Source organism: Mycolicibacterium austroafricanum, assembly GCF_000612725.1.
Taxonomy (GTDB): domain Bacteria; phylum Actinomycetota; class Actinomycetes; order Mycobacteriales; family Mycobacteriaceae; genus Mycobacterium; species Mycobacterium austroafricanum.
This window is the reverse complement of sequence record NZ_HG964456.1, coordinates 67,040-91,042: the sequence shown is the minus strand read 5'-3', so window position 1 is coordinate 91,042 and position 24,003 is coordinate 67,040. Positions and strand designations below refer to the sequence as shown.

At 64.2% G+C, this 24,003-nt stretch carries 23 protein-coding genes and 3 pseudogenes; 20 read left to right on the top strand and 6 right to left on the bottom strand.

What is annotated here, in order from left to right:
• The first annotated feature begins 94 nt into the window (after window positions 1–94).
• Both BN976_RS23015 and BN976_RS32890 read left to right on the top strand, forming a co-directional pair.
• A complete protein-coding gene (locus BN976_RS23015) occupies window positions 95–613 on the top strand; it encodes a helix-turn-helix domain-containing protein (protein WP_011780822.1) in 519 nt (172 codons plus the stop codon).
• Window positions 613–1,194, top strand: a complete 582-nt coding sequence (locus tag BN976_RS32890; RefSeq protein WP_011780823.1) for a DUF6036 family nucleotidyltransferase — start codon at window positions 613–615, stop codon at window positions 1,192–1,194. Before BN976_RS23015 ends, BN976_RS32890 begins: the two co-directional genes overlap by 1 nt.
• Window positions 1,195–1,227: 33 nt before the next feature.
• Here the strand turns inward: BN976_RS32890 and BN976_RS23005 are convergent, their stop codons facing one another.
• A complete protein-coding gene (locus tag BN976_RS23005) occupies window positions 1,228–3,096 on the bottom strand; it encodes a hypothetical protein (RefSeq protein ID WP_145977982.1) in 1,869 nt (622 codons plus the stop codon).
• A gap of 489 nt (window positions 3,097–3,585) precedes the next feature.
• Entirely contained in the window at window positions 3,586–4,755 is a 1,170-nt protein-coding gene (locus tag BN976_RS23000; RefSeq protein WP_109489650.1) for a hypothetical protein, read from the bottom strand.
• 644 nt (window positions 4,756–5,399) lie between these two features.
• On the opposite strand from BN976_RS23000, the pseudogene BN976_RS22995 reads away from it, so the two are divergent.
• The 13 genes and pseudogenes from BN976_RS22995 to BN976_RS32880 form a co-directional block, all read left to right on the top strand.
• Window positions 5,400–5,639, top strand: a pseudogene (locus BN976_RS22995) (ArsR/SmtB family transcription factor); the annotation flags it as partial.
• A gap of 74 nt (window positions 5,640–5,713) precedes the next feature.
• Entirely contained in the window at window positions 5,714–6,352 is a 639-nt protein-coding gene (locus BN976_RS22990; protein WP_049778241.1) for a cation diffusion facilitator family transporter, read from the top strand.
• A 273-nt stretch (window positions 6,353–6,625) separates the two neighbouring features.
• On the top strand, window positions 6,626–6,886 hold the full coding sequence (locus BN976_RS22985; RefSeq protein ID WP_407635616.1) for an SHOCT domain-containing protein: 261 nt from the start codon (window positions 6,626–6,628) through the stop codon (window positions 6,884–6,886).
• Window positions 6,883–7,509: a sulfocyanin-like copper-binding protein gene (locus BN976_RS22980; RefSeq protein WP_011780829.1), complete on the top strand. Its 627-nt coding sequence runs from the start codon at window positions 6,883–6,885 to the stop codon at window positions 7,507–7,509. The genes BN976_RS22985 and BN976_RS22980 overlap by 4 nt, the downstream gene beginning before the upstream one ends.
• A gap of 87 nt (window positions 7,510–7,596) precedes the next feature.
• Complete coding sequence (locus BN976_RS22975; RefSeq protein ID WP_036374884.1) at window positions 7,597–8,022, top strand: DUF302 domain-containing protein; 426 nt, start codon at window positions 7,597–7,599, stop codon at window positions 8,020–8,022.
• 70 nt (window positions 8,023–8,092) lie between these two features.
• Complete coding sequence (locus BN976_RS22970) at window positions 8,093–8,554, top strand: hypothetical protein (protein ID WP_011780831.1); 462 nt, start codon at window positions 8,093–8,095, stop codon at window positions 8,552–8,554.
• Window positions 8,555–9,085: 531 nt separating this feature from the next.
• Complete coding sequence (locus BN976_RS22965) at window positions 9,086–9,490, top strand: ArsR/SmtB family transcription factor (protein ID WP_011780832.1); 405 nt, start codon at window positions 9,086–9,088, stop codon at window positions 9,488–9,490.
• Window positions 9,490–11,460 carry a heavy metal translocating P-type ATPase gene (locus BN976_RS22960; protein WP_011780833.1) on the top strand — a complete coding sequence of 657 codons (1,971 nt, stop codon included), beginning with the start codon at window positions 9,490–9,492 and terminating at the stop codon, window positions 11,458–11,460. The genes BN976_RS22965 and BN976_RS22960 overlap by 1 nt, the downstream gene beginning before the upstream one ends.
• A 67-nt stretch (window positions 11,461–11,527) precedes the next feature.
• Window positions 11,528–12,136 carry a cadmium resistance transporter gene (locus BN976_RS22955; protein ID WP_011780834.1) on the top strand — a complete coding sequence of 203 codons (609 nt, stop codon included), beginning with the start codon at window positions 11,528–11,530 and terminating at the stop codon, window positions 12,134–12,136.
• A 322-nt stretch (window positions 12,137–12,458) separates the two neighbouring features.
• Window positions 12,459–12,653 carry an antitoxin VbhA family protein gene (locus BN976_RS22950; RefSeq protein WP_011780835.1) on the top strand — a complete coding sequence of 65 codons (195 nt, stop codon included), beginning with the start codon at window positions 12,459–12,461 and terminating at the stop codon, window positions 12,651–12,653.
• Window positions 12,654–12,665: 12 nt separating this feature from the next.
• Complete coding sequence (locus tag BN976_RS22945; protein WP_011780836.1) at window positions 12,666–13,304, top strand: Fic/DOC family protein; 639 nt, start codon at window positions 12,666–12,668, stop codon at window positions 13,302–13,304.
• 606 nt (window positions 13,305–13,910) lie between these two features.
• Window positions 13,911–14,106 (top strand): annotated as a pseudogene (locus BN976_RS33300) (ATP-binding protein); the annotation flags it as partial.
• Window positions 14,098–14,328, top strand: a pseudogene (locus BN976_RS32880) (integrase core domain-containing protein); the annotation flags it as partial. The pseudogenes BN976_RS33300 and BN976_RS32880, both read left to right, overlap by 9 nt.
• Here BN976_RS32880 and BN976_RS22935 read toward each other — a convergent pair.
• Window positions 14,325–14,714 (bottom strand): antitoxin Xre/MbcA/ParS toxin-binding domain-containing protein, encoded by a 390-nt coding sequence (locus BN976_RS22935; protein WP_235622117.1) that lies wholly within the window; start codon window positions 14,712–14,714, stop codon window positions 14,325–14,327. The pseudogene BN976_RS32880 and the gene BN976_RS22935 overlap by 4 nt on opposite strands.
• 674 nt (window positions 14,715–15,388) lie before the next feature.
• Between BN976_RS22935 and BN976_RS32875 the strand changes: the two genes are divergently transcribed.
• From BN976_RS32875 to ripB, 5 genes are all read left to right on the top strand, one after another.
• On the top strand, window positions 15,389–16,249 hold the full coding sequence (locus BN976_RS32875) for a hypothetical protein (protein ID WP_011780838.1): 861 nt from the start codon (window positions 15,389–15,391) through the stop codon (window positions 16,247–16,249).
• A 572-nt stretch (window positions 16,250–16,821) separates the two neighbouring features.
• Window positions 16,822–17,592 carry a helix-turn-helix domain-containing protein gene (locus BN976_RS22920; RefSeq protein WP_036374876.1) on the top strand — a complete coding sequence of 257 codons (771 nt, stop codon included), beginning with the start codon at window positions 16,822–16,824 and terminating at the stop codon, window positions 17,590–17,592.
• A gap of 48 nt (window positions 17,593–17,640) precedes the next feature.
• Window positions 17,641–18,612, top strand: a complete 972-nt coding sequence (locus BN976_RS22915; protein WP_036374401.1) for a sterol desaturase family protein — start codon at window positions 17,641–17,643, stop codon at window positions 18,610–18,612.
• A gap of 341 nt (window positions 18,613–18,953) precedes the next feature.
• Entirely contained in the window at window positions 18,954–20,177 is a 1,224-nt protein-coding gene (locus tag BN976_RS22910) for a L,D-transpeptidase (RefSeq protein WP_036374398.1), read from the top strand.
• A gap of 522 nt (window positions 20,178–20,699) precedes the next feature.
• Window positions 20,700–21,473 (top strand): NlpC/P60 family peptidoglycan endopeptidase RipB, encoded by a 774-nt coding sequence (gene ripB / locus BN976_RS22905; RefSeq protein ID WP_011767914.1) that lies wholly within the window; start codon window positions 20,700–20,702, stop codon window positions 21,471–21,473.
• Between the two features lie 63 nt (window positions 21,474–21,536).
• Here the strand turns inward: ripB and BN976_RS32865 are convergent, their stop codons facing one another.
• The 3 genes from BN976_RS32865 to BN976_RS22890 all read right to left on the bottom strand — a co-directional run bounded on the left by BN976_RS32865 (window position 21,537) and on the right by BN976_RS22890 (window position 23,941).
• On the bottom strand, window positions 21,537–22,133 hold the full coding sequence (locus BN976_RS32865; RefSeq protein WP_235622116.1) for a winged helix-turn-helix domain-containing protein: 597 nt from the start codon (window positions 22,131–22,133) through the stop codon (window positions 21,537–21,539).
• Window positions 22,134–22,658: 525 nt separating this feature from the next.
• Window positions 22,659–23,579, bottom strand: coding sequence for a M56 family metallopeptidase (locus BN976_RS22895; protein ID WP_036374392.1), 921 nt, complete (start codon window positions 23,577–23,579; stop codon window positions 22,659–22,661).
• Window positions 23,576–23,941: a BlaI/MecI/CopY family transcriptional regulator gene (locus BN976_RS22890; RefSeq protein ID WP_011780842.1), complete on the bottom strand. Its 366-nt coding sequence runs from the start codon at window positions 23,939–23,941 to the stop codon at window positions 23,576–23,578. The genes BN976_RS22895 and BN976_RS22890 overlap by 4 nt, the downstream gene beginning before the upstream one ends.
• Window positions 23,942–24,003: the final 62 nt, after the last annotated feature.

Here is a 24,003-nt window from a genome sequence, read left to right as displayed (position 1 = left end):
CCGTCGAGGTGATCTTGCGAAGCCTTGATGTACGCCTTCTCGGTGCGGGCCGTCAAACCCCGAGAATGTATAGTATGGTATGCTATATTAAGACATGAGTGATCGTAGCGGCGTGCTGCGGACGGTGATGCACGAAACAGGTACTTCCCAGTCTGAGCTGTCCCGGCTCAGCGGCGTACATCAGCCAAGCATCAGCCAGTTCCTTTCTGACAAGGTTGAACTCAGTGATGAGCAGCTCGACCGGCTGTTGTCCTGCATGGGTTATCGGCTCGAAATCACCCGCCAACCAATCATTCCCGAGCTCACGCGCTCAGAGCGCCGTTCATGGAAGCTTCACCGCGAGCTGGCCAAACACCTCACACGTTCTACCCTCGCCCAATGGCAACCCGCGGCCGAACGTAATTTAGGACGATTACGGTCCACCGTCACCGGGCAGCCCCACACGCGCAACCTCGACCGTTGGCAGTCCCTGCTGAGCGACGGCGATATCCCTGGTATTCATCGTGTCTTGACTGGCCTCAGCCGTGACTGCATCGAGATGCGTGAGGTCTCGCCGATGGGTGGACTTCTTTCCGATGAGGACCGCATCCGCGTGCTGCGGACGGTCAGCTAATGCGACGCGACCAGCTCGAACACGCGATCCGGGCCGCCTGCCAAATCGCCGGCCTGACTGAAGTGATCATCGTCGGATCACAGGCGATCCTCGGGACCTACACCGAAGATGAACTGCCCTTCTACGCCACCAGGTCAGCAGAAGTCGACGTGCTGCCGATCGCGGATGGTAGCGACGAAATCGCCCGTCTCGCAGACGAAATCGAAGGAGTAGCTGGCGAGTTCTCCCCGTTTGCGGAGCTTCACGGCTTCAACATCGACGGTGTGGATCTGCAGACCTCGGCCCTCCCCGAGGGATGGCGTGGTCGGCTCGTCAAGGTTCAGAACCCGAATACGGCCGCCCCATCGGGAGAACCTCAGTTCATCGGTTGGTGCCTCGACAAGGAGGACCTGTGTGTGGCAAAACTGTGCGCTCTCCGAGAAAAGGACCAGAACTTCGTCGACGCACTCATCACCGCAAATCTTGTAGACCCGCGTGTGATCACTACCCGCCTTACAACCGTGCCAGAGGCGCATCGGCCAGCCGCCGAACGAGCTGCACACTGGCTTGCTCACCGCACAAGTAGCGCTGGTGGTGGTTAGAGGCCGGCGGCCCACACCGCAGAGTCCGCCCGGCTAAGTGCCCGTGACCCGTCGAGACGTCAACTCGTCCCTGACGCGTTGCCCCAGCGCGAGCAGTCGACGATTGAACGGTCGGGCGACGATGCCGACGGCGGGCATGAAATCCTGCAGCGTGATCGGCAGTGGCCCCGCGGCGACCGTCTGCCGCCATAGTGCCAATAGCTCGATGGGGCTGCGGTTATAGTGCTCGGCGACTCCGTGCAGAAGGTGCAGGTCGCTGAGGCTGACGATGGCGGGGGGCAGCACGTTGCGAGTGAGCAACCCGTCTATGGTTCGCGCGCGGGTGACCACCTCGTAATCAACCAGTGCGGTGTAGGGAAGGCCGCCATCTGGTACCGCGACCAGCGGAACCCACAGCGTGTCGTCGGCGACGTCGAATCGTCCCGATAGGCCGCCCTTGGCGCGCAGCAGTGCGATGGTCGATGCGAGTTGGTCGAGTTTCGTCTTTCCAGAGTCAGCGACGTCGCCGATGAGGTTGTGGCCGATGTCGTTTCGGAACTCCTCGAGCGAGCCAGTGCGTTCGGCGAAGGGCTGATGCAGAACGCGGTTGTTGGCGTCGATAGTGACGACGAGTCGGCCGGAGGCGAGAACCCAATCACAGGTTGAGGGCCGGTTGGCTCCCGTGCGCAGCGCGCGCACCAGTTCGTCTTCGTTCGCGACGGTGGCCGCGCCGTTCAGAGCCGGACTAGCGGCGATGCGCTTGATCACCTCGCCGACCCGTTGCTCGAACACGTGGGCCATGGCCCGTTGAAAGTCGTTGGCCGCCTGCGCTTGCGGCCCTCCGAGCTTGGACCAGACCTCCCAGTACAGCAGCCCACCGAAGAAGCGCTGAATGCCGAACTGCGACTTGACGAGCAACAGACGCCCATCTCCCAGTCGCACGAAGGGGAACCGCTGGAAGGTGTATCGAAGCCACTGGGTCTCGGCAACCCTGCGGCGTTCTCTGATCACCTCGCGCCGGAGTTTGGTCACGTCGATCGACATATATTCCCGCACGAACTGGACCGCGTCGGCGCTGGCTCCCCGCGAGATTAGGTCGTCGTCGGTGAACGCGACGACGCCGTCGGCGGCCAAGTCGAGGATCAACAGCCCGGCGGCCAGCAGATCATCGAACTGCACCCCGAACGCTGCGGTGAACGCCTCGGCGGGTGAGTGAGTGTCCACCGGTACGGGCATGGGGGCCGGCCAATTCCGCCGCCAGGTGTCGTGGGTGGCTGCGATCGACGCGATCAGCGACTCGACGCGCTCGAAGGACGCACTCGCAACCTCATCGACCATCATCTCGCCACGTTCGACATCGATCGCGTCCTGGCCCAGCGCCGCGAAGTACTCCTGGACGCGTTGCAGCGACTCCGGGTCCACATCGTCGATGGCGGGCAACCCCGCCAACCGGCGCGGTCGATCGTGCTCGGCGTTGATCGACGCCACGACGTGCAACAACTCCCCTTCGAGCAGGGGCGGACCGCCGTCGGGGCTGCAGTGTTCGACGATCTCTTTGACGAGCTGAATGAGGGCACGCCCCGAAAAGCAGCTGTTACCCTGCTGCACCTCGGATCTCGCGGTGGCGGCGGGCTGACCGTCGATATCGGAGAGCCAGGCGAGTTCCACCGCCGGTCGGGTGCCTTCGACCGTTGCGAAGTCGATCGCGGAATGCAGGGCCCCCACCGCGCACAGTGATGCGTCCCGCCCGAAACCGGCCAGACGCTGACCTCGCTGCTCCCGGTCGAGCTCGCTGAAACCCAGGCGTGACGCCACCAGTGTCCGCGGTTGCTGCAGTCCTGCCGCGATAGTCGGGTGCGCGGCCTCACCGGCGGTCAGGGGCGCGGATAGAGGTACGGGCGGTCCTACGTCGGGTGCGGGCATGTCGAACGTCTTTCGGGGATCGGATCGCCCGCGACTTCGTGGTAGAACCGAGCAGCGGTCGCGACGAATGTCGCGCATCAGAATGCTATGCGACTGCCCCGACCGCGAGCTTCAGGGCGAATCGCCGATCCGGATGCCGGTCAGGGCTCCCAGGGTCCGGGGTCCGGGGTCTGCTGTCCCGCCTATCATGGTCAATTTGGGTAGCGGAAGTGCTGCGGTTCATATGAAATTACGGGGCATGACCAATCTAAATGTCGAATTCTAGAACCCAACCGTTGTTCAAGAAATCCCACGGCGACTCTCGTTCGCCGTGGTCTCGCACTGCCCTGTACACCAGGAATAGCCGGTGAGAATAAAGCCATCGCGGACTTAAGGAGTTCGACTCCTCGGGGCCGCCGACCGCTATCAAGCATGACCAAGCTGTCAGGCTGCACGCGTTGGCAATCCGCCGAGGTAGTGGCTTGTCCGGTGCAGCGCCAGGCACTCTTGCTAACGCTCCCGCTGAAATCCTTTACGTACGAACGGTAGATACCCGGTTGTAGCAGGCGTATGAACATCCTGCGGGCGAAGAGGAAGCTCGATCTGACGCAGAGCGGGCTTACGCTCCTTGCCCTGCGGGTCCCAGTTGTCGGGAAAGTCGTACATCGTTATGTGATGCTTTGGTTCATCAGCGTTACCGTCAGGCTTCAACTTCGAGAGTTCGGTAGACATGCGCCGCATAGCCTTCGCGGCGTGGTCCACTGGTCCATAGACCGCCAAGTGCACCGCACTAAGGTTCAGGCACCAGATAGACCCTGGCTCACCGATGTAGCGCCGACGCGCAACAGCCCACAGCGACTCGATGGCCTGTGTGATTACGAACGCCACAGACAGATCCCGCTCCGGATTGGGGTCGTCAATACTCACAAACCACTGGCTATCTGATGGGCTCGCAGTCGGATTGAGCTTCTGATGTAGGTAGATGTGTGCAGGTCCCTCATGCAGCGGAATTTGCGTGCCGTCCTCATCGGTCGCCTCCATCTTGGGAGTGCCGCCGGGGAGATCGATTGCGGCCAAGCCATGCTTCACGGCGTTATAGAGGTACGCGTCATCGATGAAACGGCAGCCACAGTCCCACAACAGGAAAGACAGAGCCTTTACCGCGTCATCGAACTCTTCTTGAGTGATGTCGATACCTGCGTCGACCGGACTTGAGCCACCCATGAAGAGTTCTGCAATCACCTTGCGGTCAAATCCCACATCAAGTAAGTCCCCGACCCTCTCTTTCAACTCCACGAAATTCGTCGACGCTGACATACCCAACCAAGGAGATTCGGGATGGTCGATATGCGCGAAGTACAAGCGCAGCAACGTCTCTGATGCGTGATGCACGATGGCGACTGTCTCGGTTCGCATGTATTGCATGCGCAAGTCAAGGTCTGGAACTGGCCCGGCCGTCACTCTGACCGAACCGAGCTCGCGGTCAACGGCGAAGGCCGGAGCCAAAGCAGAATCGGGAGCCGCGATGAGAGCCATCACGTTGATGCGCATCCTGATGAAATCAGAGGGGCTCGCGGTGTAGAACAGCGCATTCAACTCTGGGAACTGGCTTTGATCGAGGACTCTGCCCTGGTCGTCAGGCTTCTCCCATTTCCGCTTCAAACTAGCTTTTCCTGTCACGATATGCCAGTTTAAGCACCCGCCGGCACACGTTGGGTACGGGTTTTCTCGTCCAGTCCCTGCTCCCACCAGAGCGACACAACCTACACATTCCGACCGGCGCATAGTGGTCGTCCGCGCCTCACTGTCGTCTCTCGACTGTGCTACTCGGCTCTAGCAAGCAATGGTCAGAAAGTAATGGTCAGACTTTTTGACATCCGAGATGTCGAATTCGACATCGTTCGTACATTTCGCATGGCAATTCGACACGGAGAATGGCAACCTACACAACATCATCATCATCATGTAGGTTCTCTTTTCCCGTGACAATCAGTCACCATTTGACCTGCATTGCTGCTTGCTTTCTCATTTCGGTGTCATCGATGTTTTTCTCACTTTCGTGTCATTTCCTCAGGGTCCTTCTTCTGGCGGATACGGCCTAGCGGGGAGATCACTGACACCACACTCAGCCGTTGTCGCATTTCGTCAAGTGACGTTTCGTTCGTGCCCTGTCGGTGATCAGAACATGCTCGCGCCTGGCGATTCGGTGCGCTGAGTGAGCGGAATCGAACGCGGTTGGGCGTTCAGGTCGCTTGTTTGGGGCTGGTCGTAAACAGTTCGTGCCGCGCTGCCGCCCAACGCGCGGGCCTGCTCTACGAACGCCAGCACGGGTGGTGGACCTGACCGGACGTCTGGGCCTGGCTCAGTCCACGGTGTCACAACACCTGGCATGCCTACGGGACTGCGGGCTGGTCACCTCGCAACCCGTCGGACGGTCCTCGGTCTACTCCCTGGCCCAGCCCGCATTGACCAATCTGTTGGCTACCGCGGAGATCGTGCTGGCCGCGACCGGCAACGCGGTCGCCGTATGCCCCACCTACGGAGCACCCCAGGAGGATGCGTGACCGAGATACGGGCAGTGACGACACCGAACCTCGGCAGCACCTCCGCGGACTGCGCCGCCGACTGCTGCGCGGCAATTACGACGCCGGTAGTTCGGGATGCCGGCTGGCATCGTGCGGCTCGGCAGGCCCGGTTGCTGGCCTGGGTGTCGCTGGTGTGGATGGGCGCCGAAGGCGCGATTGGGCTGTGGCAGGGCTTCACGGTCGGGTCGATCGCCCTGATCGGATGGGCGTCGGGCAGCGCGGTCGAGGGGCTCGCCAGCATCATCGTGGTGTGGCGGTTCACCGGTGCTTGGACCCTGTCGGAGACCGCGGAGCGCCGCTCCCAGCAGGCCGTCGCGGTCAGCTTCTGGTTGCTGGCACCGTACGTGGCGATCGAGTCGGTGCACGACCTGCTGACCGGGCATCGGGCCGAGGCCACCGTGCTGGGCATGGTGTTGGCGGGTTCGAGTCTGGCTGTCATGCCGGTACTGGGGTATGCCAAGCAGCGCCTCGGGGCCCGCCTGGCCTCCGGGGCAACCGCCGGTGAGGGCATCCAGAATTACCTGTGCGCCGCCCAAGCCGGTGCCGTGCTGCTCAGCCTGGCCGTGACCGCCAGCTGGGCCGGCGGATGGGCCGGCGGCTGGTGGCTCGACCCCGTCATCGGTCTGGTCATCGCGGCATGGTCGATATGGGAAGGGATCCAAGCCTGGCGCGGCGAAGACTGCTGTCAATGAAACAACGAAGCACCGGGGCAAGCGGATTCGGATCATCGACGCCCCGGCCTCGATGCCGCACGATCTAGCTTCGAGTTTGCGGCTGCCCACACGTAGGACTGGCACCGAAATCGATGCCATCTCCGATCTAGAAATAGCAACACAAGACAGCCAGGTCCTTTGACGTCTGTGCTGGGGACCATTGGCACTACATCGGATCTGCGCGCAGCGGGCAGGCTGATGGGCGGGTAGCTCGCAAGGGCGCGGTTCGTGACTCCTGAAAGGCGCATGATGATGATGTGGTACGGCAGTGGCGGATGGGGTTGGGGCGGCTGGCTCCTAATGAGCGTGGCTATGGTGCTGTTCTGGGGGGTGGTGATCACCGCTATCGTCGTCGGCATCCGCTACCTGACGGGTTCAGGGAGCAATACCTCGCACCCGCCTGGTTCCGGTCCGTCGCGCGCGGAGGATCTGCTCACCGAACGGTTTGCGCGCGGTGAGATCAACGACGAGGAGTTTCGGCAGCGTCACGCCTTGCTGCGTGAGCACCGGTGATCACGTTGCGCCCGCACCGATCCCGGCTGGTCCTGGCCATCGCGGTCACATCCGTGGTCCTCGGACTAGCCGCTACGGCGACACTGCACGCGGCCATCGGCGCATCGGCTCACCCAGGACCAGGTAACGGCCGCCTATCGTGCGCCGCCCCGGCGTTGCCTGGGTCGGTGGTTGACGTCACCACCACTGACATGGGCGCGATGATGGGCCCGGGAATGATGGGATCCGGAATGATGGGCTCGGGAATGATGGGGCCGAGCGCAGGGATGGGCATGATGCGGCTTCTGGCCAACCCGGCCGCCGTCCCGGCGGGCCCAGTTTCCTTGCGGGTCACCAACACCGGCGCGTTGAACCACGAAGTGGTCGTGTTGCCACTGGCGGCGGGCCAGCCCCCCGGGCAGCGTGTCAGCGGTCCCGACGGCAGGGTCGACGAGTCCGGCAGCCTGGGGGTGGCCGCCCGTAGTTGCGGTGCCGGCGACGGCGACGGCATCGTTGCCGCAGCGACCGGCTGGACCACCCTCACCTTGCCCGCCGGACGCTACGAACTGGTCTGCAACATTGCCGAGGGCCACTACGCGGCCGGCATGTACGCCGAACTCGACGTTGTCAGCCAACCCACGTAGATGCACATCTAGCCAGTAGTCCGGATCCGGGATCAGCCCACCATGATGTGAGCGTGCGACACCGTGCCGAAGAGAAGGAAGTAAATGATGTCACTCGCCTTATCGACCACACTGCTGCATACCTCGTTCGAGGATGCGGTGGAACGAACCCGGAAGGCGTTGGCCGATCAGGGTTTCGGTGTGCTCACCGAGATCGACATGAAGGCCACGCTGAAAGCCAAACTCGGCGTGGATATGGAGGACTACTTGATCCTGGGGGCCTGCAACCCGTCGCTGGCGCACCGCGCGGTCAACGTCGACCGTCAGATCGGCCTGCTGCTGCCGTGCAACGTCGTGGTGCGCGCTGATCCGGGGGCCAGCGACGACACGGTGATCATCGACGCGATGAACCCGCAGCTGATGGTGCAGGTCTCCGATCAGCCAGGGCTGCGTGAAGTCGCCGACGACGCCGCAATCAAGCTGCAGGCCGCGGTCGACGCCCTCGGCCAAACCGCCGACATGCGGGCGATGTGATGTCAGCCCGGCATCAAACGTTCTGCAGGACTGCTGGTATCGACCTACGACAAAGTAACGGAGCGCACGCATGACCGAAACACCTGAAACCCGGACCGAACCGACAGCCGCGACCACGGATCGGCGGGAATCATCCGCAGTCCAGCGGGACCGGCCCAACAGACTCAACCGGATCGCGGCACTGGTAGGCATCGTCGCCGGTGTCGTCTTCATCATCGCGGCGATCTTCTTCTCTGGATTCGTCCTCGGCGCGCACTCTGGCGGCGACTTCGGCCGCGATCATCGCGGCGACGAGTTCGGGATGATGAACCGCGACGGCAGGCAACCAATGGGCCCCGGCGGAATGATGGGGCCTGGTCAGATGGGGCCCGGTCAGATGGGGCCCGGTCAGATGGGGCCCGGTCAGATGGGGCCCGGTCAGATGGGGCCCGGTCAGATGGGGCCCGGTCAGATGGGGCCCGGCCAGATGACCCCAGGTCAGCAGCAGTCGCCGACAACGACGACGGCCGTTCCGAGCTCGCCCCGCCCGTAGCAGAATCACCCGAACTTTGTTTGACCCATTCAGAAGAGGCCGGGTACGCCTTAGTGCAGACTGCGCGACCGCGCCCATGGTGAGCCCCGGTCTGACGTCGTCGACGCCGCTTTTTGATCGGTGCGGGTGGTGTCAGCGCCGTGGCGGTGCTGGCCAGGTGCCGTAGCGCTGCACCCGGCCGTTCGTCGATGGTCGAGGACGCCCTTGCCCGGGGACCGGATCGGAGCGGGTTCACCGCGTATCTTGGCGGGCGAGCTGGCCCGGGCAACGCACCGTCGAAGTTGCCCTGTACGCGGTGGCGGGGCCGATTGACATCGGCGCCCGCACGGTCCAGACCTGGTCCTTTGGCGGCGAGCTCCCTCCGACCGCCCGCCACCCGTCATGACGGGCAGTCCCGAATCTAAAGAATGTGGACGTCTCAGTTCCTGTCTTGGGCGCTCTGGCCCACCACGGCGCGGCGGACCAAACCCCAGACTTACCGGCACCCGACCCGGCGTCGAAATATCGCTAACGACCGGCTATCATCGTCATATGACGATGAATAAGGCGGATGGCTGCCTCGCCGGAACTACATCGGGAAGTTCGAATCTGGATGCCGCGGTAGCGCTGTTTCACAGTCTGTCCGATTCTGCGCGGTTGGCGATCGTGCGCCGCCTGGCCGACGGGGAGGCCCGTGTGGTGGACCTGATCGGGGAGCTGGGCTTGGCGCAGTCCACCGTGTCGGCCCATGTGGCGTGTCTGCGGGACTGCGGCCTGGTCACCGGTCGCCCCGAGGGCCGGCAGGTGTTCTACTCGCTGACCCGCCCGGAGCTGCTCGACCTGCTGGCCTCGGCCGAGACACTATTGGCCGCCACCGGCAACGCCGTCGCGTTGTGCCCCACCTACGGAACCCGCGCCCGCACGGGCGCGACGACCGACACCAAGGAGTCTCTCTGATGAGCGATGCTTGCGGCTGCGGCAACGACGAACCCCGCGGCGACGACGACGACCACGATGGTGAGCCCGAGAAGCTGTGGCAGATCAAGGAACTGCAGTTCGCCGCCCTCTCCGGGGTGTTCCTGCTGGCAGCCCTAATCACCGGAGTCCTCGACGCCGCCGAGCCGGTCGTCCTGGCACTCGAAGCGGTGGCGCTCGTGGCCGGTGCCTACACCTTCGTACCGTCCACCCTGAAGCGGCTGGTGACGGGCAAGATCGGGGTCGGCACGCTGATGACCATCGCCGCGGTGGGCGCGGTGATCCTCGGCGAGGTGGGTGAGGCCGCGATGCTGGCCTTCCTGTTCTCCATCAGCGAGGGACTCGAAGAGTACTCGGTGGCCCGTACCCGCCGCGGTCTCCGCGCACTGTTGTCGCTGGTGCCCGACGAGGCCACCGTGCTGCGCGACGGGACCGAAAAGACCGTTGCGCCAACCGATCTCCAGATCGGCGACCGGATGCTGGTCAAGCCCGGTGAGCGTGTCGCGACCGACGGCATCATCCGCCACGGCCGCACCGCGCTCGATGTCTCCGCCATCACCGGCGAGTCAGTTCCCGTGGAAGCCGGGCCCGGTGATGAGGTGTTCGCCGGGTCGATCAACGGCACCGGGGCACTCGAGGTGGAGGTCAGCACCACCGCCGAGGACAACTCACTGGCCCGCATCGTGCGCATCGTGGAGGCCGAACAATCCCGCAAGGGCGCCTCCCAACGCTTGGCCGACCGCATCGCCAAACCCCTGTTGCCCGGAATCATGATCGTCGCCGCACTGATCGCGGTGATCGGCAGCCTGCTCGGTGACCCGGCCACCTGGATCGAACGCGCCCTGGTGGTGCTGGTCGCCGCCTCACCGTGCGCGTTGGCGATCTCGGTGCCGGTCACCGTGGTGGCCGCCATCGGCGCCGCCAGCAAGCTGGGTGTCCTGGTCAAGGGCGGCGCGGCACTGGAAGGGCTGGGCAGAATCCGCGGCGTGGCCTTGGACAAGACCGGCACGCTCACCGCGAACCGGCCCGCCGTCATCGACGTGGCCACCACCAACGGTGCCACTCGCGAGCAGGTGCTCGATGTGGCGGCGGCCCTGGAATCGCGCAGCGAGCACCCGCTGGCCGCGGCGATCCTCGCCGCAACTGATGACGTCATCCCTGCCACCGACGTCGAGGCTGTCACCGGTACCGGACTCACCGGCCACCGCGACGGGCACACGCTTCGCCTCGGCCGGCCCGGCTGGCTAGACCCCGGGCCGCTCGCCGGTGATGTCACCCGGATGCAGCAGGCAGGCGCCACCGCGGTCCTCGTCGAACACAACGGCCAGGTCATCGGCGCCATCGCGGTGCGTGACGAACTGCGCCCCGAGGCCGCCGAGGTGGTCGCCCAATTGCGCCGCGACGGCTATCACGTGGCGATGCTCACCGGCGACAACCACGCCACCGCCGCCGCGTTGGCCCGCGACGTCGGGATCGAGGACGTGCATGCCGAGCTGCGCCCCGAAGACAAGGCGCGACTGATCGAACAGCTCCGCGCCCAGCGGCCCACCGCGATGGTCGGCGATGGCGTCAACGACGCTCCTGCGCTGGCCACCGCCGACATAGGTATTGCGATGGGCGCGATGGGCACCGACGTGGCCATCGAAACCGCCGATGTGGCGTTGATGGGCGAAGACCTGCGTCATCTGCCCCAAGCGTTCACCCATGCCCGGCGGGCGCGGCGAATCATGCTGCAAAACGTCGGCCTATCCCTGGGCCTGATCGTGGTGTTGATGCCGCTGGCACTGTTCGGGGTGCTCGGGCTGGCCGCGGTCGTGCTGGTCCACGAACTCGCCGAGATCGTGGTCATCGCCAACGGTGTGCGGGCCGGACGCACCACACCGCTGGCCGCCACGCCGGTCGATCCGGCAGCCAGCCACAGCGGCGTGGCGCCGGTGGGCGCGCCGTCGTGACCGCCGGCCACACCAGCGGTGTGGCTCGGTGGCGGGTCAGCGACACCGCAGACACCGGGGCAGGCGCATGATCCTGTCGTCTGTTCTGCCCGCCATTGGCCTGTTCATCGTCACCAACATCGACGACATCATCGTGCTCTCCTTGTTCTTCGCCCGCGGCGCGGGACAACGCGGGACGACGGCCCGGATCACCGCAGGCCAATACCTGGGATTTGCGGGGATTTTGGGCGCGGCGGTGCTGGTGACGCTGGGCGCCGGAGCGTTCCTTCCCCCGCACGTCATCCCGTACTTCGGGCTCATCCCCCTGGCCCTGGGACTGTGGGCGGCATGGCGAGCCTGGCGCGGCAACGACGACGATGACGACGATGACGACGATGGCAAGGTTGCCGGCAAGAACGTCGGTGTCTGGACCGTCGCCGCAGTCACCTTCGCCAACGGCGGGGACAACATCGGTGTCTACGTTCCGGTCTTCTTGAGCGTGGGACCGGCGGCCGTGGTGGCCTACTGCGTCGTGTTCCTCGTGCTCGTCGCCGTCCTCGTCATCGCCGCACGATTCGTCGCCACCCGCCGGCCGATCGCCGAAGTCCTCGAACGCTGGGAACACGTCCTGTTCCCCGTCGTCCTGATCGCCCTGGGCATCTTCATTTTGGTCAGCGGCCTGGCCTTTGAGAACTAGGCGGCCATGAACCGCGGCGGTGGGATCGGCGACACCGTGGTCGTCGCACCTATCCGACCAGCGGCAGTGTCTCTTTTCTAGACAAAAGAGACACCCCTCAAGGCGCCACTCCCCCAGCGCGTAACCCGTGGTCGACCTGTCTCGTTTCCTGTCTCACGGCGCAAGTCTCAGATCCCCGCTGTCGGCGGGCAGGCCATCTGTCGCCAGCCCAGGATTCGGAGCGCTAACGTCGATCGCCGGACATGCTGTCCTCGGCCCAGGCGCAGTGGAGCCTCCGCGCGATGTCGGTTCCGTCGACTATTCTGGAGGGACTCGACTGAAGGTGGGTGTCCAGGTGACCGAGGTGCAGAAGGCCCAGCGCCGGGTCAAGACTGTCAGGGCGATCCGCCGCAGCACTGAGCTCGAAGGCTCGCGCAGCACCAACGCCACCCGTGCCGATCAGGACGCCTATGTCAGCGGAACCATTACCGCCGCTGAGCTGAGAGATCGCGTGCGCCGGCGGTACAACATCACGTAACCCGGGCCACAAGTGCCGCACCCCTGGGACACCGGCGATCTCGAACGGAACTGGCAGGGTTATTTCATCCCTAGCACTGGCGTTCTTAGGAACAGAGTCGGCGCCACGACACTCCCCGCACTGCGGGACGCGGAGAACGATCTGGTCGAGGCACGTGTCATCGAACTCCGCGAGGCTCCTGACCTTTTGGGTGACCGTTCATATGATCTTGCGTACCTGCGAGTGATCCACCGCCAGCTCTTCCAGGACGTGTACGACTGGGCCGGTGATGTGCGGACCGTCGGTATCGAGAAGGGCGACGAGTCCTTCTGTCCGCCGGGCAGCATCAGCCAGCCGATGGACCATGTCGCCGCGGAGATCTCCCGCCTCGAACAACTCAAGGCTGTTACCGAAGCAGATCTCGCGCGCACCGTCGCGTACCTGTACGACTACGCCAACTTCGCCCACCCCTTTCGTGAGGGTAATGGCCGCTCCACCCGCGAGTTCTTTGACCTCCTCCTCTCCGAACGCGGCGCCGGGCTGGACTGGAACAAGACCGACCTGGCCGAGTTGCATAGCGCATGCCACGCTGCGCGAGCCCAATCCGACCTCGGAGGGTTGATCGCGATGTTCGCAAAGATTCTCGACGCTGACCCCGCATACGACTTCTGATGCGCGGTCGAAGATCGAACCAGTAGCTCCGTCGTCACGACGGCCAAGCCCCCGGTCATCCCGAATTCTCAAATTCGTGTCATCAATGACACAGCGATGACGTCAAAATTGAGAAGATGACATTACGTTTGAGAACCGACAACCCGGCGGACCTCGATGTGGCCGCTTGGTATGGGAGAGAACTTCGCGGTTTAGCCAGGGGTTGGCGCCTCGATGGCCATCGTCGGTGAGACGGCCATCATCACGTGCTCAAGTGTGCCCGGGCAGACCAGTTGCACAGGATGAGGTCCCTTTCCTGGATGTCGTTGCGGTTTACGGCTTGACCGGCGTTCACGAGGTCATAGATGGTGCGGGGAATGCGACAGGCGACCTCTAAGGTATGAGCCGGTCAGTCGCCGCCTCACGCGGTCAGTTGTGTCCTGAATGCCCAGGTCAGGTCACTTAGTGCGTCTCCAGTGTCATTCTCGTTCGGCCTCATCTCACGCTTTACGCACTGTTTCGTTCACAAATCCGTTCACACCGGGGCCAGAGTCTCTTGGCTTGGTGGAAGCCGACTGACAGCAGCCGGTGCTCGTCTTCCCACAGCTTCGGGGTGCCGCGGGCGGAGTCCTGGGCAATCTGCTCGAGAATGCGCTGCGGCACACTCCACCGGGCGGTTCTGTCGAACTCGGCTGTGTCCGCGACGGCGACCGGCTGACGATCGCCGTCGCCGACAATGGCGAGGGAATCGCTGCCGAATGCATCACCCGGGTATTCGAACGGATCTACCGCGCCGACGCCGCCCCGCGACCGCGAGCACGGCCGCTCTCGGCCGTACCTGCCGCAAACCAACGGCAAGGTAGAAAGATTTCACCGAACCCTCGCCGACGAATGGGCATACGCCCGGCTCTACACCAGCGACGCCCAACGCTGCGAGCAGTTCCCGATCTGGCTACACACCTACAATCACCACCGCGGCCACACCGCACTCGGCGGCCAACCACCCGCCACCCGCATACCTAACCTCTCAGGTCAGTACAACTAGGCATGGTAGGTGTCGGTGATAAACGCGTCCGCGGCGCGAAAGACAGCACCAAACTGATCTTCACGTAGCAGTTGCGCCGGCGTGATCCCGTCTAGGCGAGGATTCGCAGAAATCAGCCAGTTCCGGGCAACCTGGTCGTTCTCGGCTTCCTCGATCAGCCAGAAGACGGTACGCGTTGCCGTCAGCCGCCGCGCTTTCTCAATCGAGGGTTCGGCGTGGTTGCGCTCCCCCGGAGGGGTGGCCCACCGGGCTGGCATTGCACGACTTCGTGAACTGGCGATATACGCCGTCAGGGTGGGTCCGAGGCGCGCCAGAAGGTAGGCGACAACCTCGTGGGTGTCCATCCGCGCGGTGTCGTCCCCAGCCTTGACCAACAAGTCGGACATCTCGCGAGCACCTCCTTCGTCAGCAGCGACTCTACAGCGCCTAACCATGAAAGCGGCGAGGATAAACCGCAAACTGACTCAACAAGCTCCACAAAACATACACATAATGCGCGTTATTTGCCCCTCTCAGACACCCTGTCGTGCAGGTAGACGCCCGATTACAGCGCCTAAGACGCCGCCGCCACTACCCAATCAAGTGGCATATTCCGGCCAATGCTCGCGGATGTCGTCGAGGCGCCGTAACGGCACCGTGCAACACGAAATGCTCGAAGGACAACGGGCCGTCGCGTTCGCAGCGGACGATGCGCTTGAGATCAACGTTGACTGCCGCGTGGACGTGGGCCGGTTGGCGGCACCGGTCCGCTATGGACTGGCGGCGACGCTTGAGGTTGCCCCGACCATCAGAGTCGACATCCACCAAGAAGTACGTCAACAATTGCAGGTCCGACTGCGCACCAGGACCCGCTGACACGCGTATCCCGGACGAATGTTTGCGACCGCTCCTCAGCAGCGAGCAACGACCCGCGAAATCGCTACATTCGCCGACGCTAAGTGCGAGCGGGCGTCCTACCGCACGGCCAAGCGGCGGTGGTCGAGACTCAGAGGGTGGCATCGACGGCATCTACGTAGGAAGACAGTAGTTGATGACAAACGAATCTCGGTCGTGTTGAGATGTGGTGTCATGCAACCGCTGTCGCGGGTGGCGCTGTCATCCTGGTTCGGTGACGCCAAGGACAGCGAAGAAGACCGACAGCAGGCTGGCCGCTCGGCTCGCCGCGCTCGCATCGCTGGGCGCCGCGGTCATCCACTTCGCCGTCGTACCCACCCACTGGCAGGAGTGGATGCCAGCAGGCTTGTTCTTCGCAACGATCGCACTCTTCCAACTGCTCTGGGCGCGCCTGGTTCTCGCACGAACCACGACTCCTGTGCTTGCTGCCGGCATCATGCTCAACGTTGGAGCCATTGCTCTTTGGGCCCTGTCCAGGACCGTGGGAGCCCCGTTCGGCCCCAGCGCGGGAGAAGCGGAATTGGTCCAAGCCGCTGACCTTTGCGCGCTGCTGCTTCAGATTTACGTCGTGATGGGCGCCAGCTGGGTGTGTTACCGCGGCCTGCAAGGAGAGCCGATACCGTCGTTCGGCAGCGCATTAGTGCTCATGGGCGCAGTTGGTGTCGTGGCGCTGGCGTCTACGGTGGGGGTTGCGTCAGGTCTGCGGCACGGTGATCATGGGCCAGCGAGCGCAGATGGCGGTCACCACGGCACGGGCCCCGAGGATGCGCATGGAGAGCCCCACGGGACGGCTCCCGAAGATGCACATAGCAACCACCACGGCGCTGGCGCCGAGCCCCGGGAGGCCGATGACCATGGGACGACCGGCGGGGATGTCTATCGCCCTGACAGCAGCCACGAGCCGATCGCCCCGCCGCCGGTGAGCGAGCCTGCCGACGAGTCGGCGGCACCGGCGCCGGCCGAAGTTCCGGCCCCACCCACGGTGCCGCTGCATGACGACCACGGCGATCATGATCACGGCGAGTAAACACCTGACTTTTCCGCTCGTGTGTGCACAGGCGTCAAACTAAGCTTACGCATCTCTGAATCGCTTGGGCGCTAGTCGTTTTCACGGAATCTGGATGAGGAGTACGCCGCGGGCCTGACCGTCCCAGCCGACGGCGACCACCGTCTTGCCCTGCGCTTCGGCCGCTTCTTTCGCCTGCACCGATTCACTTTGCGATCGACCGCGTGGTCGAACTGTCGACGAGCCGCCGGAATTTCTCTTGTGCCGTCACGAGCAATAGGCCTTTCCAGTCGACGGGGCACCCGCCGCGGGTACAACCGCAACATACCCCTCCGGGGTATCCGCGTACAACGTGGGCTCCATCAGAGGGTGCTCGCCCGCTCTGTTATTCGGCGCCTAAGTGCATCGGTAGCGCGAGCAGCGCGGCGAGTTCGGGGCAGAAACAGTGCGGGACGGGAGCTGACATCAATCCATGACACGGACCCATCGCCGCCGCTGGCGGACATGCCCGTCGGCGTCCGACTCATCATCGTGTCATTGCTGGTGCCGCGGCGAATCCAGCCATGGGAGATCGTTAGCATCGTTTTGTGGCGATGACTCGGGCTGGCGGTGATACCACCGGTGCACCGCGCTGGGGCGGGGCCGCGCTGCTGCGCCCGGGGGTGTTGGCGTTTACCGGATCGATCGGTACCACTGATGTTCACGCCCACCACGCCGTCCAAATCATGACGGCCACTACACCTTTGACGGTGCGTGACGGGCACGGCATCGGGCATCGCGGCATGAAGGTGGTCGTGCCCGCCGATGCGCCACACCGGATCGAGGTCGGCGCGCAGGAGGGCACGGTTGTGTTCTTGGAACCGGAGTCCGTGCCGGGGCGGTCGGCACATCTGCGCGCGGTCCATTCCGGGTGGACTGTTGCTCCCGTGTTGACGTCGACGCGACGACGAACTCTGGCCGCCGTGGTGGACGAGCTGGTCGAGCACCTGGCGCCCGTCCTGACCGGAGACGGAGCAACGCCACGCCATCCCGCCGTTGATGACGCGCTACGCCTCCTGCCCAGCCTTGTCGCCGCAGGCCCCGTCAGCGGTACGGGTCTCGCTGCTCAAGTAGGCCTCTCGGTGAGCAGGTTGACGCATCTATTCACTGATCAGGTCGGCATCCCGCTACGCCGCTACGTGCTGTGGTCGCGGTTGCGGCTCGCGGTCATGCGGGTGCAGGCCGGTGATGACCTGACCGGCGCCGCGCACGGTGCGGGGTTCGCTGATAGCGCTCACCTGACCCGCACCACCCGCGAGATGTTCGGCCTGGCGCCCTCGGTGCTGAGCCGGCACGTGTCCTGGGACCTCGAAGCCGGCCTTTAGCCGGATCATTCAAGCGCCGCCGCATCGGTTACCGCGACGATTCACGGCATGAGCACGACTTCTCCGACATCGACGGCGGCTACCGCGGCCCAGGCGGTGGCCCGCTACGGCTACGTGCCGTTCATGCTGATCGGCCTCAACGGCGTCGGCATCGTCTTCACCGCCGGCGGCGCCCAGAAGTACTGGCTGCTGGCCGTCCTGGTCGTCGCGATCACGACGACGTTCCTGGTAGAGCTGGTCATTCCGTATGACACCGCGTGGAACCGTGACCGGGCCGACAGCACGCGCGACCGCATCCACGTCGCGGTCAACGAAACCCTCATCCTGGCAAGCGTGGCCGCCATCCCGCTGCTGGCCGCGATCGTCCCCGCACCCCCGTTGTGGCCACACAGCTGGCCATTCATCGCACAGGTCCTCGCCGCGATCCTGGTCGCGGACCTCGGCATCACCGTCGTACATCTGGCCAGCCACAAGATCGGTGTGTTGTGGCGTTTTCACGCGGTGCACCACAGCATCACCCGGTTCTACGGGCTCAACGGCCTGATGAAGCACCCACTGCACCAAACCGTTGAGATGGCCGCCGGTGTCGCACCGCTGATTCTGATCGGACTGCCCGTCGACGTAGCCTCCGTACTGGCGCTGGCGGTGGCAATCCAGCTGCTGCTGCAGCACTCCAACGCCGACTACCGCGTCGGCCCCGCCAAGTACGTCTTGGCCCTTAACGAAGGCCACCGCTTCCACCACCTCAAATGGGTCGGCATCGGCGACGTCAACTTCGGCCTGTTCACCCTGGTGTGGGACCACCTGATGCGCACCTACGCCTACGATCCCACCCGGCGATTCGACTCCACCCAGCTCGGGATGGCCGCCAAACCCGACTACCCCACCAGCTATCTGCGGCAGATGATCTACCCGTTCACCCACGCCGGCGGCTGCAGCCTCAAGTCCTTGACCACGGCCACGACGGCCGACGGCAACGCGCCGATACCGCCATCCGACCAAGTCTCAAACCATCTGTAGTCGTTGGTCCCCACATATTCACCGGTGCAGCGTCGCTCGACCCGGCGGCCGCCGTCCTCGCCGCGGTCCACGGCAACGACAGCCGGCTCCACCACTTTCAGCTGGGATCAACAGACGGACGCGCCCCCGATTTCGCGGTTGCGCAAACCCGAGGAGCCAGCTCTTGGTGCCGCCTTTATCGAATCTTCATCGAAGGACTAAGAAAGCCAAAGAACTCAAGAGCACACTTGAAGGCATACCCGTGAACGGTGCACCGTCGCCCGCGACCGGCCCTCGCGACGCACCAGGCGGTGCCCCGCCCGTTAGCCGATGACGACAACCCGATACGGAGAGCCCCACTCATGCCGCAGACAGGCTGCCCCCCAGCGTTTCGAGCGACGACGCAGTGGTTGCGCACGACCGTCCTCGCGGTGGCGGTGCTGCTGATCGCGACCGCCTGCACCTCGTCTCCGGCGGCGGCGCCCACCCCCGACGTCATCACCGACAAGGGCACGCCCTACGCAGACTTGCTCGTACCGAAACTGGAAGCGTCCGTAACTGATGGTGCCATCGGCGTCGCTGTCGATGCCCCCGTAACCGTTACCGCCGGCGACGGTGTTCTCGGCCAAGTGTCGCTGACCAACGAGGAGGGCGAACTTGTCGACGGGCAGCTGGGCCCCGACGGCGTTACATGGTCATCGGCGGAACCGCTGGGCTACAACAAGCAGTACACCCTGCAGGCGCAAGCACAAGGGCTTGGCGGAACGACAAGCACCAGCGCAACATTCGAAACCCATTCCCCCGAAAACCTGACGATGCCCTACGTCTTGCCCAATGACGGCGAAACGGTGGGCGTGGGTCAACCCATTGCGATTCGTTTTGACGAGAACATCACGAACCGGGTTGCGGCGCAGCAGGCGATCACCGTGACCACGAACCCACCGGTTGAGGGCGCCTCCTACTGGCTCAGTAATCGTGAAGTCCGCTGGCGCCCCGCCGAGTACTGGGAGCCCGGAACGAAGGTTGAGGTGTCAGTCAAGGCTTACGGTGTCGACTTCGGCGGCGGGCTCTTCGGCCAGGATGACGTCACCACTCGCTTCACAATCGGCGACCAAATCATCGCCACCGCCGATGACGCCACCAAGACGATGAGCGTGCGGCGCAACGGCGAAGTCGTCAAAACCATGCCCATCTCCATGGGCAAATCCAAAACGCCCACCGACAACGGCGCCTACATCATCGGCGACCGCTACTCATTCCTGGTGATGGATTCGTCCACCTACGGAGTCCCCGTCAACTCACCCGACGGGTACCGCACCGAAGTCGAATGGGCCACGCAAATGTCCTACAGCGGCATCTACGTGCACTCTGCCCCATGGTCGGTGGGTAGCCAAGGCATCGCCAACGTCAGCCACGGATGCCTCAACGTCAATCCAGCCAATGCCCGCTGGTTCTACGACAACACCCGACGCGGCGACATCGTGGAAGTCATCAACACGACCGGCGCAACCCTGTCAGGAACCGACGGACTCGGAGACTGGAACATCCCCTGGGAGCAATGGAAGGCCGGAAACGCCAACCTCTGAGCATCGGAAGTTAGTGACACCGGGCTGACATGCCCGGGTGCCCAGCGTCGCTGAACCCCTTTCTCCGCGGCGCATTTGGGGTCACTCCTGAGACGCCGTTGCCGTACGGGCGGTTGTCGGCGTGGCTGGAGCTCATCGACTCCCCGATGACCGAAGGCGGCGCGCTACCGCCGACGAGGCTTCACGTGACCGCGCGGGGCAGAATTGTTGCTACCCCCGACGACGGCCCATAGTGCCTCCTTCTCCGAGAAGCTCGCACAGTTTGCGTTCATCGGCGCGCTATTCACGCGCGTCCTCCCGACCGTAAAAACGGTTCTAGTCCAGTACTTGCCGCATCCAAACCGAGCTGTCGCAGCGAATTTCACCATTGTAATTATGTGGCTACTGTTACTGGTGGGGCTTTTGTGAGTTACGCTTTTCTACGTAGGAGCTACGTATTTTGGTGCTGCGCCGTACTTATGCGATTCAGCCCCGCTATTGGTGCGTGTGATAGCTCACCGCGCGGCGCACCGAGGAGAAGACATGGAATCACACGTCCGGAGCAAGGGTGCTCCAACTGCCCGCGCTGACCGCTGCGACCCCACAATCCTTGTAGCAGCACAGGCGGTTCGGCGGCTCTCCGGTGTGATCGCCATCGTCGTCTTGCTTTTCCTTGCGTGCGCACCGGTCGCGTCGGCCCAACCTGCCGCCGGCCCTTGGGATCCACTGCTTCCTAAGGTGGCGAGCGCAGGCGCTCCCGGTGATCCGGTTGCCATCGCGAACGCCTCTCTTCAGGCAACGGCCATGGCGACGCAGACCGCCATGAGCATGGGTCGCAACTTCCTCAGCAGCCTGGGGCTCGTCAGTCCCGCCGCGGATCCGTCGACGAGCGTGCGCGGAAACCGGGTCAATGGTGCGCAAGCGATCGAGTACGTAATCCGGAGGGCGGGAACGCAAATCGGCGTTCCCTACTCCTGGGGTGGCGGAAGCCTCACCGGTCCAAGCCGCGGCGTCGACCAGGGGGCAGGCACCGTGGGCTTTGACTGTTCAGGCCTGACACGGTTCGCCTTCGCCGGCGTTGGAGTTCTGCTCCCGCGATGGTCCGGTGATCAGTACGACGCCGGCCGCAAGGTGCCACCCTCCCAAGCGAAGCGGGGCGATCTGCTGTTCTGGGGCCCGGGCGGGAGCCAGCACGAAGCTATCTATCTCGGCGGCGGGCAGATGCTCGAGGCACAGCAGACCGGCGTGCCAATCAAGATCTCCCCAGTGCGCACGTCAGGGATGACGCCCTACGTCGTTCGCATCATCGAAAGCTAAGTCCTCGCCGCAATCTGTCACCAGCTGCATCACTGCGGCGCACCAGGCACTCGCTGCCCCCACTTAGCCGGTCAGACAGTAACCGGTCCCGCGCACCGTACGGAGATACCGCGGTGAGTGTGGGTCCTCACCCAGCTTGCGCCGAAGATTACCCACATGCACCCCCAGAGTGGACCGGCCACCGTCGGACGCATCCCCCCACAGGCTCAGCTGCAATTGACGACACGTCACCGGTTCACCGGGACTCTCCGCCAGCGTGCAGAGAATCTCAAACTCCGTGCGGGTGAGCGGCAATGGCTCGTCGCGGAGGAACACCCGACGCGCGGCCACATCAATACGGAGATCTCCGATCTCACGGCGATGCGTCTCGTCGCCGTGGCCGCCGCCACGTGGTTCGCCGCCGACACCGCAGCGCCTCAGCGCCAGCCGAATTCGCACGTTCAGCACCTCGATGTCGCCCACACAGACGACCCCGGTACTCACGAGCAGCGGCGTAATATCGCCGTCGCTGAGAGCAACCACGCCGACTTGAGTTTCCTGACGGATGCGGTCAAGCATGGCCGTGCCCAGCCCCTGAGTGCCGACGCCCACCACGACCACATCGGGATCACGCTCGCGCAGCCCTGTGAGTGCAGCACCTGGCGAATAGGCCACCTCCACGGCGAAACCGCCGGCGCGTAAGTGTCGCGCCACGGTGGCCGCATAGATGCGTCGAGGCTCCACCAGTAGCACACGGATGCGGCCAGCGGCCGCCACTGGCGGTACGGAACCAGCGACATAGCGGTGCGACTCGATCGTCGTGGCATTCTCCTAGCCGTTCACGAAAACTAAAGCGCGCCTATGCATCCTCACTGCACCGCCTACGAGACAGCCTACCGCCATCTATGTAGTTACTACGTAGATGGCGCGCCGACCGGGACATTTAGCGCCGGGTCGCGTCATCAACGGCCTTCGGCGTTGATCCCAGCCGTCCTCGCTGATCCAGGCGGTACAGCGCAACCGCCGACAGCAAGCCTTTGCACTGGTCATCTACGGTTTGACTCCGTAGATAATCTACGCTGTGGACGCAGGCGTCAGGCGGTCAGCGAAGACTTTGCTGGGTGGGCCGATACCCGACCGTCGAAGGGTTCTCGTCCGTCGAAGTGCGCATTGGCCGACCCGAACCCGGATCAGAGCTAGGGGCACCTAGTGGTGGCAGAGCACCTGGATGAATGCCGGTGTGGCGAGCATCGTGGCGATGGCGGCAACCAGGAGAGCGCGATGACGCCACTGCACGTGCCGACGCGTCGGGGTGACTAGTCGCTCGGCGCGGGTGATGACCGCCATTGCCGCCGCGGCCAGACCTTCGGCCACCGGAGGTCGGTGACCGGCCAGCGCGAGTAACCCCGCCAGTAGAGGACGAGTGCCGACGCGACGAGCGGCGGTATCGTCGGCGCACATCTCCAGCAGTTCCGCCACAGCCTGATGTGCGCAGGCGAACAAGGGCAGGTGAGGAAGGGTGGCGGCGAGGGCACGCAGCACCATGAGAATGTGGTGATGATGCCCTGTTAGGTGAGCATTCTCGTGGGCCAGAACCGCTTTCAGTTGCGCTCGGTTCAACGATTTCACGGCCGCCGAGGTGACGACGATGGCATGGGGGCGGCCGATGACACAGTAAGCGGCGGGAAGGTCCGCCTCGACGACAACGACGTGGGGATGGTCGGTGGGCCGACCGACGATCCGCGCGGCGTGTGCGTGCTCGTGGCTTCGGGTGCGCAGTCCGGCCAGGCAGCGACCCAGTCGCAGCGCCACGACCGCCGAGGTCAGCAGCCCCCCGCCGATGAGCGCAATAGAGCCGAGGCGTCCCGCCAGCGGGGTGTGATCGGAGAACCCAAACAGTTCCAGGCAGAGGGTCACGACCGAGCCGTCGAGGATGCTGTTTGACGTCGCGTTGACCACCAGCACCACTGCCGCCAGCCATGCCGCAAGCACGGCGGCAACCGTGGCCAGCCAGGCGGCCACACCCATGGACGGACTGACCCCGCCACCAGTAAGGCGCCGCAGTACCGGTGGAGCAAGCCACGCCAGCACTGCGCCGTAGAGCACCAGCCACAGCGCCGTCGTCATGATCGCCGCCCCTTAAGCAGCGCCGCCTTCAGTTGGGCTGATTGCTCTGTACTCATCTGCTCGACAAAAAATGCCAGCACAGTGTTGGTGTCGCCGCCGGAGTCGAAGGCAGCTTTCATCAGCCGCGCCGACCGCTCTTCACGACTCATCGCCGCCCGGTACACATAGGCCTTGCCGTTGCGCTGCCGTTTTAGCCACCGCTTGCGATACAGGTTGTCCATGGTCGACAGCACCGTGGTGTACGCGATTGGCCGCTGCTCAGACAGGTCCTCGAACACGTCGCGTACGGTGACCGGCTCCTGGTGATACCACACCCAGTCCATGACCACCGCTTCGAGATCGCCGAATCCTCGCTGTTCCATCCGCCGCAACTCCTGCTCGCTCTAACGAGGTGGCCGATTCGCACAGCGCGGCACCCTGCAGC

What these genes read in the sequence shown, in the direction of transcription:
- BN976_RS23015 (WP_011780822.1), top strand. Translation starts at nt 95, where the DNA reads ATGAGTGATCGTAGCGGCGTGCTGCGGACGGTGATGCACGAAACAGGT.
- BN976_RS32890 (WP_011780823.1), top strand. Translation starts at nt 613, where the DNA reads ATGCGACGCGACCAGCTCGAACACGCGATCCGGGCCGCCTGCCAAATC.
- BN976_RS23005 (WP_145977982.1), bottom strand. Translation starts at nt 3,096, where the DNA reads ATGCCCGCACCCGACGTAGGACCGCCCGTACCTCTATCCGCGCCCCTG.
- BN976_RS22985 (WP_407635616.1), top strand. Translation starts at nt 6,626, where the DNA reads ATGATGTGGTACGGCAGTGGCGGATGGGGTTGGGGCGGCTGGCTCCTA.
- BN976_RS22975 (WP_036374884.1), top strand. Translation starts at nt 7,597, where the DNA reads ATGTCACTCGCCTTATCGACCACACTGCTGCATACCTCGTTCGAGGAT.
- BN976_RS22970 (WP_011780831.1), top strand. Translation starts at nt 8,093, where the DNA reads ATGACCGAAACACCTGAAACCCGGACCGAACCGACAGCCGCGACCACG.
- BN976_RS22965 (WP_011780832.1), top strand. Translation starts at nt 9,086, where the DNA reads ATGACGATGAATAAGGCGGATGGCTGCCTCGCCGGAACTACATCGGGA.
- BN976_RS22960 (WP_011780833.1), top strand. Translation starts at nt 9,490, where the DNA reads ATGAGCGATGCTTGCGGCTGCGGCAACGACGAACCCCGCGGCGACGAC.
- BN976_RS22955 (WP_011780834.1), top strand. Translation starts at nt 11,528, where the DNA reads ATGATCCTGTCGTCTGTTCTGCCCGCCATTGGCCTGTTCATCGTCACC.
- BN976_RS22935 (WP_235622117.1), bottom strand. Translation starts at nt 14,714, where the DNA reads ATGTCCGACTTGTTGGTCAAGGCTGGGGACGACACCGCGCGGATGGAC.
- BN976_RS22920 (WP_036374876.1), top strand. Translation starts at nt 16,822, where the DNA reads ATGACTCGGGCTGGCGGTGATACCACCGGTGCACCGCGCTGGGGCGGG.
- BN976_RS22915 (WP_036374401.1), top strand. Translation starts at nt 17,641, where the DNA reads ATGAGCACGACTTCTCCGACATCGACGGCGGCTACCGCGGCCCAGGCG.
- BN976_RS22910 (WP_036374398.1), top strand. Translation starts at nt 18,954, where the DNA reads ATGCCGCAGACAGGCTGCCCCCCAGCGTTTCGAGCGACGACGCAGTGG.
- ripB (WP_011767914.1), top strand. Translation starts at nt 20,700, where the DNA reads ATGGAATCACACGTCCGGAGCAAGGGTGCTCCAACTGCCCGCGCTGAC.
- BN976_RS22895 (WP_036374392.1), bottom strand. Translation starts at nt 23,579, where the DNA reads ATGACGACGGCGCTGTGGCTGGTGCTCTACGGCGCAGTGCTGGCGTGG.
- BN976_RS22890 (WP_011780842.1), bottom strand. Translation starts at nt 23,941, where the DNA reads ATGGAACAGCGAGGATTCGGCGATCTCGAAGCGGTGGTCATGGACTGG.